The sequence below is a fragment of the Geofilum rubicundum JCM 15548 genome (assembly GCF_000974365.1).
Classification (GTDB): Bacteria; Bacteroidota; Bacteroidia; order Bacteroidales; family Marinilabiliaceae; genus Geofilum; species Geofilum rubicundum.
In genome coordinates, this window is record NZ_BAZW01000002.1 from 177713 (window position 1) to 194507 (window position 16795).

Consider the following 16795-nt stretch of genomic DNA (forward strand, 5'->3'; position numbering starts at 1 on the left):
CAATCGCTAATACGTCGCATTATGAGAAAGGCCTTACTGTTTGGGATGGTGTTTCTGCTTTCTTTCACGTCCTGTAATGACTGGCTGGAACTTTATCCGGAGAACGCGCAGGTGGCTTCCCAATACTGGGAAACCAAGGCCGATGTGGAAGCTGTTCTGTCGGCCGGTTATGTGCGCCTGCGTGGTTCCGTTGATAAGCTTTTTGTTTGGGGAGAAGTCCGGGGAAATGGGATTGCCCTGTTCAATATAGGCCAGGACGACAATACAAGGGCGGCCCAGCGGATACGCAGTATGGACATCCTTCCAAGTAATCCCTATGCCAAATGGGGTGAAATGTATCAGGTGATCAATATTGCCAACTCGGTCATTAAATATGGTCCTGAGGTCGTTGAGATGGATGATTCCTTTACCAATGAGGAGTTGAATTCCTTTTTGTCGGAGGCCTATTTTTTAAGGTCTTTGGCTTATTTCTATCTGGTACGGACCTATAGGGATGTGCCTTACATCACCCAGCCTTATGTCAATGATGATGAGAAATTTGAAGTCGAGAAAACCGCCGGGGACCTTATTCTGAATTACCTGGTGGATGATTTGGAAAAGGCCCTGGTGGCCGCTAAGGAATTTTTCCCCGAAGTGGACAATGAGCATCCGATGAATACCAAAGGCCGGGCCACCAAATGGACCATACATGCCTTGTTGGCAGATATTTATTTGTGGCAGGGCAATTATGAAGCCTGCATGACCGCCTGTGATCATATCGTGGATTCCCGCCGGGTGGGATTAATTTCGAATTGGTTCCTGAACTTTTTTCCCGGTAATTCCAATGAAAGCATTTTTGAAATTCAATATTCCTATGATCGGGGACAGACCAATGGGTTTGCGGATTGGTTTGATGTCTCTCCCAGGTACCTGGCATCCCTGCCCACGGTTCAGGTATTTAGCGAAACCCAGGGTTTCGGAGATGTCCGCGGTGTAAACGGAAGTTTCTTGATGGATGGAAGCACATTGGGAATTTGGAAATACATGGGACTCGACTATTACGATGTCAGTACCGCCAAGCGGTCTTCCATACAGAATGATCAGAACTTCATTGTTTATCGCCTTGCGGATATTTTACTGATGAAGGCAGAAGCCCTCGTGATGACCGAAAATTTTGAAGCGGCGATTGGTATTTTGAATCAAATCAGGGCCAGGGCCGGCATTGAAGGAGATCTGAATCCGGCGGCTACTGAGTTTGAGATGCTTCAACTGGTCATGAAAGAGCGGCACCGCGAGTTGTTTGCAGAAGGGAAACGTTGGTTCGATTTGCTGCGGGTGGCCAAGCGGGACGATTACCGCTATCTCAACTATCTGATTCAGGAAGTGACCTCGGTGGTGCCTTTGAGCAGTCTCGCCATTGTGAGTTCCAAACTGATGAATACCGATTCGCATTATTTGCCCATTCATCAGGACGAATTGAATGCCAATCAGTTGCTGATTCAAAATCCCTATTATTCTAATTTAGGAAACCAATGAAAGACCAAATGAATAAACTATTTTTCATATTTCTGGCGGTGGGGGCCATTTTGGCCAATGCCTGTTCAGATCCCTTTGAATCTGATATTACTCCCGCTTACGAAGACTTTCCCGTAGTAGGGGTTTTGGAAAATTCCCCGGAGACATTTTCAGCCTGGGTGGAACTGATCCGGCATGCCGGATTGAAACAAACCCTGAATCTGGATGCCAATTACACTTGTTTTGTGCCCGACAATGATGCTGTAGCGGCTTTTCTGGCCGACCGTGAGGTGAGTTCGGTGACCGCACTCCCCGTAGAGGAGGCCAGGAACCTCGTTAAGTTTCATACCATTGCCGGCGCTGAATATTCCCAGTCTCTTTTTGCGAATGGGGTGCTGCCCGACACCACGGCTACCGGTGATTATCTTTCTATTGATCTTCGTCCCGGTGGACTGGATTCGGTTTTTATCAACAATGAAGCGCGCATTCTTCAGATGGATATTAGCGCCATAAACGGCATCATTCATTCGATAGACCGGGTGCTGACACCTGTCGTGGAAAGCATTTGGGACAAGTTAAACAGCAATGGTTCATATTCGGTTTTTCGTGAGGCCGTCGCCTTAACAGGCTTTGATGTCCTGCTGGATGAAGTCAGTTATACGGAGTACAACAACGTGACCGGAGCAAGCATTCAGAAACGCCGGTTTTTGACGTCCTTTTTGGTGAATGACGGGGTTTTTGCAGCGGAAGGAATGGCGAATGTAGAGGCTTTGATAGAGCACTTGAATGCGGGAACTGAAGGCTATGACCAGGAAGATAATCCGCTGTATCTCTATGTGGCCTACCATATTCTGGATCAGCAGCTGGATTTTTCCATGTTGAGCTCTTTTCCGGAAGACGCGTCGTCTAAAAACATCGCCACCCTGGCGCCCAATGAGTTGATCAATTTGTCACAGCGGGGTGATTCACTGGTTTTTAATTATGCCCCGGGAGAAGTTCACCGGGTGATTATTGAGTCGAACATAAATGCCCGCAACGGCATCGTTCACGAATTGAACCGGGTGATGGAGGTTCAGGCGCCTCCGGCTGCCAGAATCGTTTGGGAGCCTACGGATTATGCCGACCTGTCTGCGCTTTTTCCCTCTCATTACAGGCGAAGTGGTCTGACCTCCACTTACCGTGAGTACATTGAACAAGGTTCGGTACAGTCGTACGAGTGGGAGGCGATTCCTTCTGACCGGGTCAATCTGGCCGTATCCTATTACGTCGCCAACCGGAACGATGCCGTGCCCTATGGTATGATGAATCACGATGCTTTGGTTTTTCAAGGGGGGCTTTATGGATGGATAGAAATGGAAACGCCGGCCATCGTTAAGGGGACTTACGATTTGAAAGTGCGCTATTACAGCATCAACAGTGCCACCCGCTATGGGAAGTTTCTGACCATTCTGGACGGGACCTATCTCGGATCGGAGATTGCCACGCATGGCTCCTCATCGACCACCGCCCGGTTACAGACCACCACCATTGGGCGGGTGACTTTTGAGGAGACAGCTCCCCACGTGCTGAGAATCCTGGCTTCGGATAATTTTGCCGTCTATCTGGATTATTTTGAGTTTGTGCCGGTTGAGTAAACCGGTTAATTGCCTGTTGACATGGATCATTGAATTAAAAAAGATATATACAGATGAAAAGTTTAGTCGCGATATTTTGTTTCTGCCTCTTGGGTTTGGCGGCTTGTTCTGACGCCTGGAATCAGTATTATTCAGATAAGGCAGAAGATGTCACCACCTCAGACCAGACTTTAGGTGCCTTCCTCGAAGCCGAAGAAGCGTTTTCAGATTTCCGCGCTCTCTTGCAGGAAGCCGGTGTGCTGGATGAGTTGGATAAGGACCAGTATATGACCGTTTGGGCCGTTAATAATGAGCACTTCGATTTGTCAGGGATCGGCAATTTGGAGCCATCCCATGTGGCCAGGTACCATTTGAATTATCTGGCCTACGGAGAAAATAATTTGAAAGCCGGACTAAGAATCCCCACTTTCAACGGCACTTACATCACGATTGGGGAATCAGGTGCTTTGGTGAATGAATCGCGCATTTTGTCGTCGCAGAGGTTTAAAAATGGCGTGGTGCATGAGATCGATCAGATAATGGTGCCCTTGATCAATATGTTTGACTACATCAGCCAGCTGGGAGATGATCATTCCATGATCCGGGATTCTATTCTGTCTTATAACTCAAGGGTGTTCGACCGAAGAAACAGTACGCCTGTTGGGGTTGACCCAACAGGAAATACGGTTTATGACTCGGTTTTTTATACCTCCAACCCCTTGTTTGAGCAAGCAGATTTTAGTTCAGAATTCAGTCAGTACACGCTGTTTCTTCCCAACAATCAGGTGGTGGAAGCCACTTTTGATAAGTTGAAAGACCAATATGACTTAATGGGTCAGGTCTTTGGTGCAGAAGATTCACTCATGGCCATGACCTGGATCAAGGAGGCTGTTTTTCATGAGGGCATTGTGGAGGACTATAATGAGAGAGTGGATTGGGTATCCCCATTTGGAAATGTTTGGAGGAGTACGGTGCAGGAAGTGGATACACAATCGGGCCGACCCCTGAGCAATGGATATGTTTTTGATGTCACCGACATGAAGGTCCCCAATAATGTGATCATTGACCGCATTAAATCACTTGTGCACTATTATGGTTTTGCGGACGAAGCCGAAAAGGAGGCTTACTATATTTTCAGAGGATGTACGGAAATCAAAGTGACCCAGGGGGATGTGTCTCCCGTAGCCGGATTTTATTACTGGCTAATGGATGTGACCGGGAACCCCGACTCGGAAGAAGAATTTTCTGTGGAATTCACGCCCCTGAACTACGATGAAGCAACAGGGGAGGTTTCAGTGGTAAAGGTGCCACCTGGCGAATACAATCTCTATATGGGTTTCCGGAGTCTGGGACACCCCTATGTCGATATTTATTTCAGTTCCGGAGATGCGCCCATTGCCGATGGGGCCAGCCCGGTGGCCACAGAGATTCCTGCCGCCCAGTCTACCCCCTGGAATTACGACCGGGTGAATGAAACCGATCCGAACATCCGACGCTGGAATGGTCTGGGAGGACTGGTCGGTGTGGTTCAGGTGGAGGGAGAGGAGATGAGTACTTTCCGGATAAAAGTGAAATTCAACAAGGTGATGGCTATTGGAGCTGTAAAGAGAATGCAGATTTACCATTGGACACTAAAGCCTACAGCCAATAATTATTAGTGGCTTATGAGCTTAAAATTTATAAATCAATCACAGATGAAACGATATAGCATTGTTTGTAAGGTAATGGCAGGGACCTTTTTACTGTTGTCCGGTACTTTATTTTCCCAGAACAGGCACGAGGTGACCGGAAAGGTATTGTCTCCTTTTGACGGAAAACCCATTCCCCATGCAGTAGTTACTGCAGTCGGTCTTTCGGAGCCTGTGGAGACTGACAGCACCGGTTTTTTCACTATGGAGGTGCCGGTTCTGGAGGGTTTTGTTCAGGCCTGGGCCGAAGGTTATTACACGGCGGAGCAAAGACTGGATAGGGAGGGACCCTTTTTGTTTATTCTGATACCTCAACAAAAAATCAACTACAGTGAGCAGATCCTGCTTCCGGGCAGACAAGAAGCGTCCCGTCTGAAAGCAAGCAAGGTGACCAATATCAGCCATAAAGACTTTTCAGAGGGTGCCCTGTCTCTGGGACAGGGCATTCAGAATAAGATTCCCGGACTGCAGGTGATCAATCAAAGTGGTATGCCCGGTGAGGGTTATGTGTTTCAGGCACGTGGCATTAAGTCCTTTGTCAGTAATAGTTCTCCCTTGATTGTGGTGAACGGGATGCCTTTGTTTCCGGATTATTCTGAATCGCGGGTTATTTCGGGTTACACCACGGACGTTTTGAAGCTTTTTGCAGCGACAGATATTAAAAACGTCAGTTTTTTGCAGGGCGCAGAGGCGTCGGTATTTGGTTCGTTGGGAGCCAACGGGGTTCTGATGATTGAAACGGATGATGCCAGTGATATGGATACCCGGGTGGAGTACATCGCCCAGTTTGGCGTTTCGCAGAAAGCCAAATCTTTGCCGGTGCTCGACAGGGTGGGTTACCGGGAATACATTGGTAAAATGGCGCTTACCCGCTATGACGACATGGCGGTGGTGTTGCAGGAGTTCCCTTATTTGAAAGATGATCCGGATTATTTCTACAATTATCTCTACAACAACTCCACCAACTGGCAGGAAGAGATCGCTCGTCCGGCCATTGTTATGGACAATACCTTGAGAATAAAGGGGGGAGATGCCATTGCCAAGTACAATTTGACCTTTGGTTTTTTAGATGAGCAGGGGGTCATCGACAATACCGGGTTTTCGCGCTACAGCATGAAGTTGAATGCCAATATTAACGTGAGTTCCCGACTGGAACTATATGCCCATATGGCTCTGGCCTATTACAATAATAAGCTACAGGAACAGGGTTTGCAGCGGGAAACCAATCCGCTGATGGTGTCCCTTTTCAAGTCGCCTCTTTTTCATCCTTATCAGAAGGATTTCAACAACAACGTTATTCCTGCCTATGCACCCATTCGGGATGCAGAAGGCCATATTCCGGTCAACAATGCCGTAACCAATCCACTCGCCCTTATCAACCAATCTTTGGTCGAAAGTCAGGCTTATGACGTACTGATGAATGCCGGATTGAAATACCAACTGACCCCGGATTGGATGCTTTCCGGGATGGTGGGATTGTTTCAGAACTACAACCGTGAAAACGTGTTTTTTCCGGGTCTGACGGACCGGACCATTATGCCCCTGGTGGGTGGTCTGGCCGAAAATACGGTTCGTTTGGGTATTGGGGAAACGTCCAATTTGTTTTACAACCTGAATACTTCTTACAAGGCTGCTTTTAATGATCAGCACCGGGTGGTGCTAACGGGTGGACTGCAATCGGCCATCACCCGGCGGGAGTACGATTCCGGATCCGGAAGAAATACCAGTTCCGATTTTTTCCGGACATTGGACAATGTGAGTAACATTGGCCGGTCTTTCGATGGCTACATCGACGAATGGATTTGGATGAATTTTTATGCCAATGCCGCTTATTATTACAGGAACCTGGCGAGCTTAGGTGTAACAGCCTCTTTGGATGGCACTTCAGCCTCGGGTCGGGATGCCAGCCGCTATGGTATCTTCCCCTCTGTGAATGCTGCCATTTATCTGAAGAACACGGCTTTCTTACGGGACCTGAACTGGATCAATCGCTTGGATCTGAGAGCTGAAGCTGTCACTACCGGGAACAGTCATTTCTCTTCCAGTATCGGGCAGTATTATTACTACAACCAGGTTTTCAGACAATTGTCGGGTATCGTTCGGGCGAATGTGCCCAATACCCTGTTGGAATGGGAGAAAAACCATACCCTGAATGCCGGATTGGACCTGTCGGTTTGGAACCACCGACTGGATCTTTCAGTGGATGTTTATCGGGGATTATCCTCGGATGTGATATTGGGTCGACAAGTATCACCCGTGCTCGGCTTCCCGGTCATTATGGACAATATGGCTGAAATACAAAACCAGGGGGTGGAGCTCGGGTGGCAGTATTATGTGCTCAACCACCAGGATTACCACTGGGTGTTGGGGGCCACCGTGTCCAAAAACGAAAATAAACTGACCAGTCTGGGAGGCGAAGCACCGGTTGTCAATGAGTTTGCCGATGGTTCGGCCTTGATTTCAGAGGAAGGCGGACCTGTTTATGCTTTTTATGGCCATACGACCAAGGGCGTATATGCCTCGGACCAGGACGCGGCTCAGGATGGTTTTACGGACTTTTCAGGACGTCCTTTTCAGGTGGGGATGTTCGCTTTGTCAATCACAACGCGGATGCGGTGATTGATGAAGCCGACCGAAAGGTCATTGGAAATCCGAATCCGGATTTCTTTGGAAGCGCCTTTACTTCACTGCGGTATAAAAGCGTGGAGTTGTCGGCCAACTTTATCTACAGCTATGGTAACTCGGCTTACAATGCGGTTCGCCGTCAGGGGGAAGCGATGACCGGTTTTGAGAATCAACTGACTTCGGCCGCTCGGGCCTGGTCGATGGACGGGCAGACAACCGACATGCCCAGAGCCGTTTATGGGGATCCCATGGGCAACAGTCGGTTCTCCGACCGTTGGGTGGAGGATGCTTCTTTCCTGAAATTGAAGGAGCTCACCCTATCCTATGCCTTTGACCAGTCCTTCCTGTCCTTTATTAAGGGCGGCCGGGTTTATGTCTCGGGTGAGAATTTGCTGACGGTGACCGATTATCTGGGGAGTGACCCTGAATTCTATTATTCGTCCCATCCGATGATGCAAGGCTTTGATCTCGGAAAAGTGCCGCACCCACGTACCCTTAAGCTGGGATTCAGGCTTCAATTTTAAATGATTATCCGATTTGATTTAAAGATTCAACTATGAATAAGTTACATATCAATTTCCGTTTTTGGTGGCCAGTGCTGGGTCTCTTACTGTTGGCCGGATGCAGTGATTATTTCGCGGTGAACCCGGATGATGTATTGTATGAGGAGGATTATCCTTCCAGCATTACAGAGTTGTATTCGGGTTACATGGGTATTGCCGCAAAAGTACAGGAAGTGGCCGATCAGGCCTTGTTGCTGGAAGGTATCAGAGGCGATTTTCTGGAACCCACCGAAAATGCCGGCGCTGATATTGTGGATCTGTACCACTACAAAGAAACGGTCAGTAGTGATTTGGCCAGTCCCAGAGCTTATTATGCGGTTATACTGAATGCCAATGATTATCTCCATCATGTGGGCACCTTTGTGCAGAACAATCCGGTTTCACTTGAAAAGGAAACACTGGAGGCACTGGTGGGCGGCGCCCTCCGCTACAAGGCCTGGGCTTACCTGATGTTGGCCAAATTGTATGGAGAGGCGGTTTGGGTGGATAGTCCCTTTGAAGCCTTTACTACTTTGGATGGACATCCTCTGATGGATTTTGATGAAGTCGTGGCCGAATGCATCCGAATGATAGAGGAAGGCGTCGTGGTGAATGGAGAGCAAATAAATGGAAAGGGCAAAATCAGGTGGTCCAACGTATTGTTCCCCGGAGTGGGCGACAGTCCGGCCAACCTGCAGTGGAACCGCATTTGTCCCGACCCCGACCCCTTGCTGGCTGAGCTGTATCTTTTTGCGGGTAATTACCAGCAGGTCGTGAACCACTGTTTGGCCATTATCCGTCAGGGTGGCACTGAAAGCAGTTTCCAGGTGAACAAGAGTGAATGGGGTGGCGAATGGATCAATTTCTTCCGGGATTTTGTCCGTAAAGAGGCCATTTTTATGTTCACCTACGATTACAACCTCAAGCAAACCAATCGTTTGGTGCCCTACTATTCCAATCTTTCCCCCAATGATTACCTGCTGCGTCCCTCCGAAGCATCCATGGCGCGTTTCCAACAACAGGTCAGAATCGACGGAACACTGGGAGATCCCAGTCGGGGCGAGGGCAAAACCTTTGCCCTGTTAAACGGGCAATGGGTGGTCAACAAATTTATTTCGGCCCATGGTTCAACCGACCGTGTTTATCGGGAGGATGTGATCATCAATCTTTACCGGGCAGCCGACATTCATTTGTGGTTGATTGAGGCTTTGGGACAACTGGGACGTTTCGAAGAGGCCCTGACTTTATTGAATGGGGGTATTGAGACCTATTTTAATACCACCGAGGGGGTTTTCATGCCGCCTTTTGAAGCCTATCCAACCACCTTGTACCGTACAGGGAGTACCAGTGAAGGTGCCAATCAGGGCATTCGGGGACGGGTACTGCTGGGTAAAGTGGGTGAAGATATTGTTCGTGATCCATCTGACGATGTCAGCGAGGATCAGAAGACACTGGACCTGTTGATTGCAGAGGAAACACTTATGGAAAGCGCAGGAGAAGCCAAGGCACTCTTTGCTTTAATGCGCATGGCCAGAAGATGGAATGATCCCGCCATTTTGGCCGATCGTGTCAGTGCGAAATACCCTGAAGGGAAACGCAGTGAGATACATACCAAATTGATGAACCCCGATAACTGGTTTATAAGTTTTGATTTGGACTTGAATCAGTGAGCTATTTATTTTTTGTTAATTAAAAATTGATTGTTATGAAAACATTATTTACCGTAATTGCTTTGTCCCTGGCCGTGGCCGGATCTGCACAGACCGTGAAAAAATGGCAAGGGGCCTCATCCGAAGTCTGGGATTTTGTGACGCCCAATTGGTTGCCGGTGGAGGGTCTCCCACTTCCCACTGTTTTGGCAGAAGGAGACCATGCCTTGTTTGATGATTCGAGATATGAGAAGGAAGGTGCTGAAAAAGTTGTGGTTGGCGGAACGCTTAACCTCGGCGGTGTTGAGGTCAACAACAGTGAGGCCTTTCCCTATGTTTTTGAGCCCGGGGTAGAAGTAGAGGCCAAACTTACCGGAGCCGGGGCCCTTGTAAAAGAAGGAGCCGGAGAACTGACCACCAATGTGGTCAACGAGCTTTTGGGTGGTACCATTGTCCGGGAAGGCATGCTTACCTCGCCCAAGGTCGACGATCCCAATGTGTTTGGTCCCAAAGTCCGACTGGAGGGGGGCACCATTCAATTGTCCACCAGTGCCTCCGGATCGACCAGTTACACCATGAATTCAGAGATCGAGATTCCGGAAGGATCTACCGGAACCGTGATCGCACACCGTTACTCCGTATTTCTTAACCACTTAACCGGTTCAGGAACCCTTCATTTCATCAGTCGTGGTGAACGGGCTTTTGTCCGTTTGGATCAGGAGGCTACCAACTGGAAGGATTTTACAGGAAATGTTATAGTGTCGGGTGATACCAAATTCAATCCCGGTTATACAGGTCTGGGCTTGCAGACGGGTATTACCTGGAATGCCGGTGATTTTGAAGGAAAGGATTCTACGTTTGCCGATAACAGCATTTCCTTGATGGACGGAGGAGCGCTGTATTCTCAGTCGGGCGAAAGATGCTATGTGATAGGTGAATTGAAGGGAGATGAAACATCGATTATTCATGGCTATATGAAATCATCTACCACCCCCGGCATTTACTGGATGGTGGGCGGACTCAATACCGATGTGGAATTCGCCGGAAAGATTCTTCCCGTAGCGACCACCGACATTTTGGTGGGTGGCGAAACAGTGGCCATGCCTCGCAGAGATAACCGGGTAGGTTTGATCAAGGTGGGTACCGGTACCTATACATTTACCAATGGAGAAAATTATATCACCGGCGGTATTGATGTGGTGGAAGGTAAGGTTTTGATCAGTAATCCCGAAGGGACGCGTTCGGGTACCGGACATTCCTCCTCTTACGAAACAGTTGTTTGGGTGAAGGAAGGTGCGGCCTTAGGTGGTAGCGGACGAATTTCCGGAAGCGTGGAAGTGGCCGGAACGCTTGAGCCTGGCGACAATGGTGTAGGCGTGTTGACGGTAAAGGATTTTGATCCTTCGATGATGGAGGACGGGAAAGAACCCAAGGCCTTTACAGTTTTTCTGGAGGCCACTTCGAGTCTGGTGCTTGAATTGGGAAGCATCGATGCCTCTGATAAACTGGTGAGTGACTCCATCAAGGTGGAAGGTGGCGTATTGGATGTTCGCCTGGCTACTTACTATAGTCTGAACGTCGGAGACGCCATCCAGCTTTGGGATGCTGCGCTGGCCGATAATTCGGTAGCGTTCAGCGAAATATTGTTGCCCATGACCGATGAAGGTTGGGTCTGGGATACCAGCGCCCTTATGGAAACGGGCGTTATTACCCTTACTGCCGGCGGCGGTGAATTCACTTCACTGCGAAATCCGGTGGCTGAAAGTGCTCAGTTGTTTCCGAATCCTTCCAATGGTCGTTTTACCGTAAGTCTGGCAACTTCAGAAAACTTTACCGTTGAGGTTTTCAATGCTTCGGGACAGATGGTTAAGCGCCAGGAGGCCTTTGGTCACGAAACGACGATTTCTTTGGATGGTGTTCAGGCGGGTTTATATGTGGTACGGCTGAACACAGCTGAAGGCGTAATCGTGAAGAAGATGGTTGTACAATAGATTATCTTTGTGGTTCAAAAAGTGCATCTGTAACCGGGGCAGACATTACGGTTCCGGATAGGATGCACTTTTTTATTTACTTAAATTTTTGTTATGAGGCGTTTATTTATAGTTATCATGCTTGCTTTGCTGGGGGGTGGATTAACGGCCCAACAGCTCGCTTTTCCCGGAGCTGTTGGTTTTGGGCGCTATGCCACGGGTGGCAGAGCAGGTTCCGTTTATAAGGTCACCAACTTAAACGACAGCGGTCCCGGATCCTTCGGGATGCCGTCAGTCAACCCAACCGGATGGTGGTGTTTGAGGTAGCCGGTGTCATTGAGATCAACAGCCGCCTGGTGTTTTCGAACAATATTACGGTGGCCGGACAAACGGCTCCGGGCGAGGGTGTGGTGGTTTACGGCAACGGGGTTTCTTTTTCCGGAGCCAACAATTTGATTGTGCGCAACATGGCTTTTCGGATGGGCATTGGGGGAGATAGCGGCAAGGATGCCGCAGGCGTAGCCAATGGCTCCAATATGATTTTTGATCATGTATCTGTTTCCTGGGGAAGGGATGAGACTTTTTCCATCAGTTGGGACAATAAGGGTACGGAACCCTCCAATATCACCATTCAGAATTCTATCATTGCTCAGGGACTGCTGAACCATTCCGCCGGTGGTCTGGTGCAGACCAACGGAGGCGTCTCTTTGTTTCGGAATTTGTACATCGATAACCATACCAGAAATCCGAAAGTCAAAGGACTCAACCAGTTTGTCAACAATGTGGTTTACAACTGGGGTGGTGGTGGTTGTTATATTCTGGGAGATTCCGAGGGAACTTCATGGGCGACCATTGAAAACAATTATTTCATAAACGGACCCGGTTCCGGCAGTAATCCTTATTCCAGAGCGAATACGAATTTTCAGTTGTTGGCCGGTGGTAATTATCATGATGGCAACCGCAACGGGGTTTTGGACGGAACCCTTTCTGTTCAGGCAGATTACGGGCCCGCCCTTTGGGTGGAGTCGTCCGATTACTGGGCCAACCTTCCGGATTCTGATCCCAAAAAGATACCACAGATGCATCCCGAACTCCCGCATGTTATGGCAGCCGATGCTGCTTATGCCTGGATCGTAGACAGTGTGGGCAAAATCATCCCGGCACGCGATCAGGTGGATGCTTTTTTGATCAGTGAACTGACTTCTCTGGGCACGGTGGGTGCCATCGTTTCTTCAGAGAATGAGTTGCCGACGAATGGTCCCGGACGAATTTTCAGGGGACCACTAGCTGTCGATAGCGATGATGATGGCATACCCGACAATTGGGAAACTGTTTTGGGTACCGACCCCAACGTGAATGATGCCATGGTGGTGGGTGCCGATGGTTATACCAATATTGAGCGGTATTTTAACGCCATTACATCGGCTGAGCCCTTTCTGAAATATCCGGTGGAACTCACAGCGGTAAATACCAGCAAGACCTCTCTTGAGTTTTCCTGGAACAATCAAGAGTCGGCTGAGCATGAAGTGGTCGTGGAAATGAGCAGTGACCATATCAATTTTTCGGAAGTGGGTCGCGTTGGTGCTTTGGTCACGAATTTCGTCCAGGAGGATCTGACCAGTGGTACGACCTATTATTTTCGATTGAAAAGTGTCCATGAAAGCATGGAATCGGTGTATTCCGATGTGCTTTCGGTAAAAACGCTGGAAGAAGCTACGCCTCCGCGGGAGACAGTGGACCCTTTTCCGGCTGATAATGAGGCGGAGATCGCCTACCGCAACCTTGCTTTAAGTTGGGTGAATGAAACCAGTTTTATGGGTGGGGCCTTGTACTTTGATCTGTATATGGGTGAAAGTGCTGAAGGCTTGACCTTGTTGGCAGAAGATCTGGCCCAAAAATCCTTTACGGTGGAAACACTTCAACCTGGCCGTACTTATTTTTGGCAGGTAAAAGCGACCAATGTTTTGGGCGAATCTGTCAGTGAGGTGTGGCGTTTTTCTACCCGGGAGGAAGATTCGTATACTTTGCTCGCCCATTTCTTGTTTGATGAGCAAACCGGTAGTACAGCACTTGACCAGGTGTCCCAAACGGAGGCGCTTGCCGCGGGGTTTACCCCGACATGGGTGGCCGGAAAAAGTGGCCATGCCATTGTTTTTCCCGGTGAACCGGAGGCTTCCTATTTGCGGTTCCCCCACAATGAAGGCTTATGGCTCGACCAGTCTTCTTTTTCTATTTCCTTGTGGTTTAGGTCGCCCGGCCAAATCCCGGACACCTATCTTTTGCACAAGGGGATGCACGATGCCGTTAATGGCGGTAACGGAAAATGGATGGGCATTCAGTACAAACCGGACCGTTTGACCTTTGCGGTGGATGATAATGCCACCAAGACGGATCTTAATCTGAGTGATCCGGGGCGGTGGTTTGATAACGAATGGCACCATTTGGTATGCATTCGTAACGTAGAAGATCAGCAGTTGGAGATGTATCTGGATGGTGAATTGATGGGCACAAAGGTTGATAACACCCTGGGAGGAATAGGCGTGCTCACGGACCTCATTATAGGGAATAGCGATGGCTATCACAATACCCCTTTTGGAGGGAGCATGGATGACCTGCGTTTTGTCGATGGCGTTTTGTCGTCGGATGCCGTATATGATTTGTTTGCCCATGAAGCCACATCGTTAAGAGGGAACAAACTTTCAGAAAAGGTACAGATGCGCGCTCATCCCAATCCTTTTAATGATCAACTCGGCCTTTACATCGGTGCGGATGCTTCAGAGAAAATGGCTTGGGTACAAATGTTCAATCAGGCGGGCGTACTGGTTTTTAGTGAGGAACTGCCGGTATTTGATAACCGGCTAGAGGTTAAGGGCCTGGAAGGTTTGTCTTCCGGCGTCTATGTCTGCGTGGTTCGCCTCGGCGCAGAAATGCAATCGGTTAAAGTGCTTAAATTTCCTGTTAATTGAACAATTTTCTATTTCTTGTCTACCTGCTTCAGGTTAGTTTTGTAGCACTTATTTTGGTTTAACCTGTAACAATATTCATATGAGGATTTGTGTTGTTTTTTTGGTTCTTGGACTTCTGTTGACCGGTTGCCAGGAACCAGTTGTTGAAAAGATCGATCGTTATGCGCTGGTGAAGCGAAATAATCCGGTCATCACCGAAGTGGAAGAATTATCGGCCTTGTCGGTGGGCAATGGGAATTTTGCCGTTACGGTGGATGCCACCGGCTTGCAGACATTTCCCGAATATTATTCAGAAGGCATGCCTTTAGGGACCCAGTCGCAATGGGGCTGGCACAGCTTTCCCAATCGGGAACAATACCGGTTTGAAGAAACACTCAAAGAATACGATTTCAGGGGGAAACCGGAACTTTATGCGGTTCAGTTTAATGAGCCGGGCCGGCAAAAGGCAGCGGCTGACTGGTATCGGGTGAATCCGCATCGTTTGCATCTGGGTTATGTGGGATTTGAGATGGGTGATGTGGGGTCCCCTTCATCCATTGAAGATCCGCAACAGGAACTGGACTTGTGGAATGGCCTTGTTAAAAGCCGATTTAATTATGCCGGTGAGTCGGTACAAGTCGAAACAGCGGTGCACCCCGACCGGGATTTACTGGCGGTGAAGGCCACTTCTTCTCTGTTTGAAAGCGGGCAGGCCGGCATTAATATTCGTTTCCCTTATCCCAGTGGCAAGCATGCCGATGATGCCACGGATTGGAGTGTGCCGGAAAAGCACCAAACCGAAATTGTTGCTCAGGACGCCCAAAGCTGTCTGTTCAAACGGACGCTTGATAACACGGTTTATTACGTGCAGCTGAATTGGGAAGGGGAAGCCGAGGTAAGGAAGAAGGCAGACCACTATTTTGTGTTGCAACCCAAACAGGAACAGTTTGCTTTTAGTTCTGAATTTTCCGAGCTGCCTGCCGGGGATGAAGTCCCCGCCGTTACTGCCTCTTTGGACGCCGCATCTGTTTATTGGCAAAATTTTTGGCAGACCGGTGGAGCGGTTGACTTTTCAAAGAGTACAGCCGAAGGAGCGCGGGAACTGGAACGACGGGTCGTGCTGTCGCAATACCTGATGGCCATTCAGAGTGCGGGGGATCTTCCGCCGCAGGAAACCGGTCTGACTTACAACAGTTGGTATGGGAAGTTTCACCTGGAAATGCATTGGTGGCATGCCGTGCATTTTGCCCTATGGAATCGCCCGGAATTGCTTGAACGCAGTATGGATTGGTATGCCGAAGCTTATCCGGTGGCTAAGTCGATTGCTGAACGACAAGGGTTCAAGGGCATCCGATGGATGAAAATGACCGATCCTTCGGCGACAGAGGCCCCTTCCAAGGTGGGCTCTTTCCTGATATGGCAACAACCGCACTTTATTTATATGGCGGAATTGTTGTACCGCCACAATCCTTCGCAGGAGGTCCTCGATAAGTATGGTTTTTTGGTGGAGGAAACGGCTGCTTTTATGGCCTCCTTTGCCGATTACGATATGATGGAAGGTCGCTACATTCTACAGGGAATCATTCCCGCCCAGGAAACTTTGCGCGCCATTGAGACCATTAATCCGCCCTTTGAATTGTCCTACTGGCATTTTGGGCTGTCGGTGGCCCAGGAGTGGCGCGAGCGGGCCGGCAAGGAGCGTCGGGTTCAATGGGACGAGATCATTGATAAATTATCGCCTCTGACTGCACTGGATGGCTTGTATCTGGCTTCGGAGGATGCGGTAGATACCTATAAAGACATTCGTTTTACTTCCGACCACCCGGCCGTACTGGGTGCGATGGGCATGCTGCCTCAGAACCATCTGATGCGTGCCGATTACATGCAAAATACGCTCGATTGGATCTGGGACAACTGGAATTGGGGCAAGACCTGGGGGTGGGATTATCCCATGACCGCCATGAGTGCTGCTCGTCTGGGCGATCCCGAGAAAGCCGTTGGGGCTTTGTTGATGGACAAGCGCACAAATACTTACCTGGTGAATGGGCACAACTATCAGGATGCCCGCCTGCGGGTTTATTTGCCCGGAAACGGTGGCTTGTTGACAGCGGTGGCCATGATGTGTGCCGGCTGGGATGGCAATGAGGTCAGCAACCCCGGATTTCCAAAAGACGGCACCTGGGAGGTGGTTTGGGAAGATTTGAAAGCGATGCCCTGATAAATGAATAAATGAAACGCCTGGCCATAAAAGCCGCATGGCCAGAAATCG

At 49.1% G+C, this 16795-nt stretch carries 10 protein-coding genes; all 10 read left to right on the top strand.

All coding sequences use genetic code 11. From position 1 onward, the window contains the following. The first annotated feature begins 21 nt into the window (after positions 1–21). The 10 genes from JCM15548_RS02060 (at position 22) to JCM15548_RS02105 (ending at position 16744) form a co-directional block, all read left to right on the top strand. A complete protein-coding gene (locus JCM15548_RS02060) occupies positions 22–1515 on the top strand; it encodes a RagB/SusD family nutrient uptake outer membrane protein (RefSeq protein ID WP_062122215.1) in 1494 nt (497 codons plus the stop codon). A gap of 8 nt (positions 1516–1523) precedes the next feature. Next, positions 1524–3128 carry a fasciclin domain-containing protein gene (locus JCM15548_RS02065; RefSeq protein ID WP_162198159.1) on the top strand — a complete coding sequence of 535 codons (1605 nt, stop codon included), beginning with the start codon at positions 1524–1526 and terminating at the stop codon, positions 3126–3128. A gap of 53 nt (positions 3129–3181) precedes the next feature. Then, complete coding sequence (locus tag JCM15548_RS02070; protein ID WP_083984919.1) at positions 3182–4765, top strand: fasciclin domain-containing protein; 1584 nt, start codon at positions 3182–3184, stop codon at positions 4763–4765. A gap of 36 nt (positions 4766–4801) precedes the next feature. Continuing rightward, complete coding sequence (locus JCM15548_RS02075) at positions 4802–7414, top strand: SusC/RagA family TonB-linked outer membrane protein (protein ID WP_162198160.1); 2613 nt, start codon at positions 4802–4804, stop codon at positions 7412–7414. After that, positions 7411–7944, top strand: a complete 534-nt coding sequence (locus JCM15548_RS02080) for a hypothetical protein (protein WP_062122219.1) — start codon at positions 7411–7413, stop codon at positions 7942–7944. The genes JCM15548_RS02075 and JCM15548_RS02080 overlap by 4 nt, the downstream gene beginning before the upstream one ends. 32 nt (positions 7945–7976) lie before the next feature. After that, positions 7977–9632, top strand: coding sequence for a hypothetical protein (locus JCM15548_RS02085; protein WP_062122220.1), 1656 nt, complete (start codon positions 7977–7979; stop codon positions 9630–9632). Between the two features lie 35 nt (positions 9633–9667). Continuing rightward, positions 9668–11602, top strand: a complete 1935-nt coding sequence (locus JCM15548_RS02090; RefSeq protein WP_062122221.1) for a T9SS type A sorting domain-containing protein — start codon at positions 9668–9670, stop codon at positions 11600–11602. A gap of 93 nt (positions 11603–11695) precedes the next feature. Next, positions 11696–11908: a hypothetical protein gene (locus tag JCM15548_RS02095; protein WP_157482321.1), complete on the top strand. Its 213-nt coding sequence runs from the start codon at positions 11696–11698 to the stop codon at positions 11906–11908. Next, complete coding sequence (locus JCM15548_RS02100; RefSeq protein WP_062122223.1) at positions 11890–14547, top strand: LamG-like jellyroll fold domain-containing protein; 2658 nt, start codon at positions 11890–11892, stop codon at positions 14545–14547. Before JCM15548_RS02095 ends, JCM15548_RS02100 begins: the two co-directional genes overlap by 19 nt. Positions 14548–14626: 79 nt before the next feature. After that, positions 14627–16744, top strand: coding sequence for a hypothetical protein (locus JCM15548_RS02105; RefSeq protein WP_062122224.1), 2118 nt, complete (start codon positions 14627–14629; stop codon positions 16742–16744). Positions 16745–16795 lie beyond the last annotated feature (51 nt).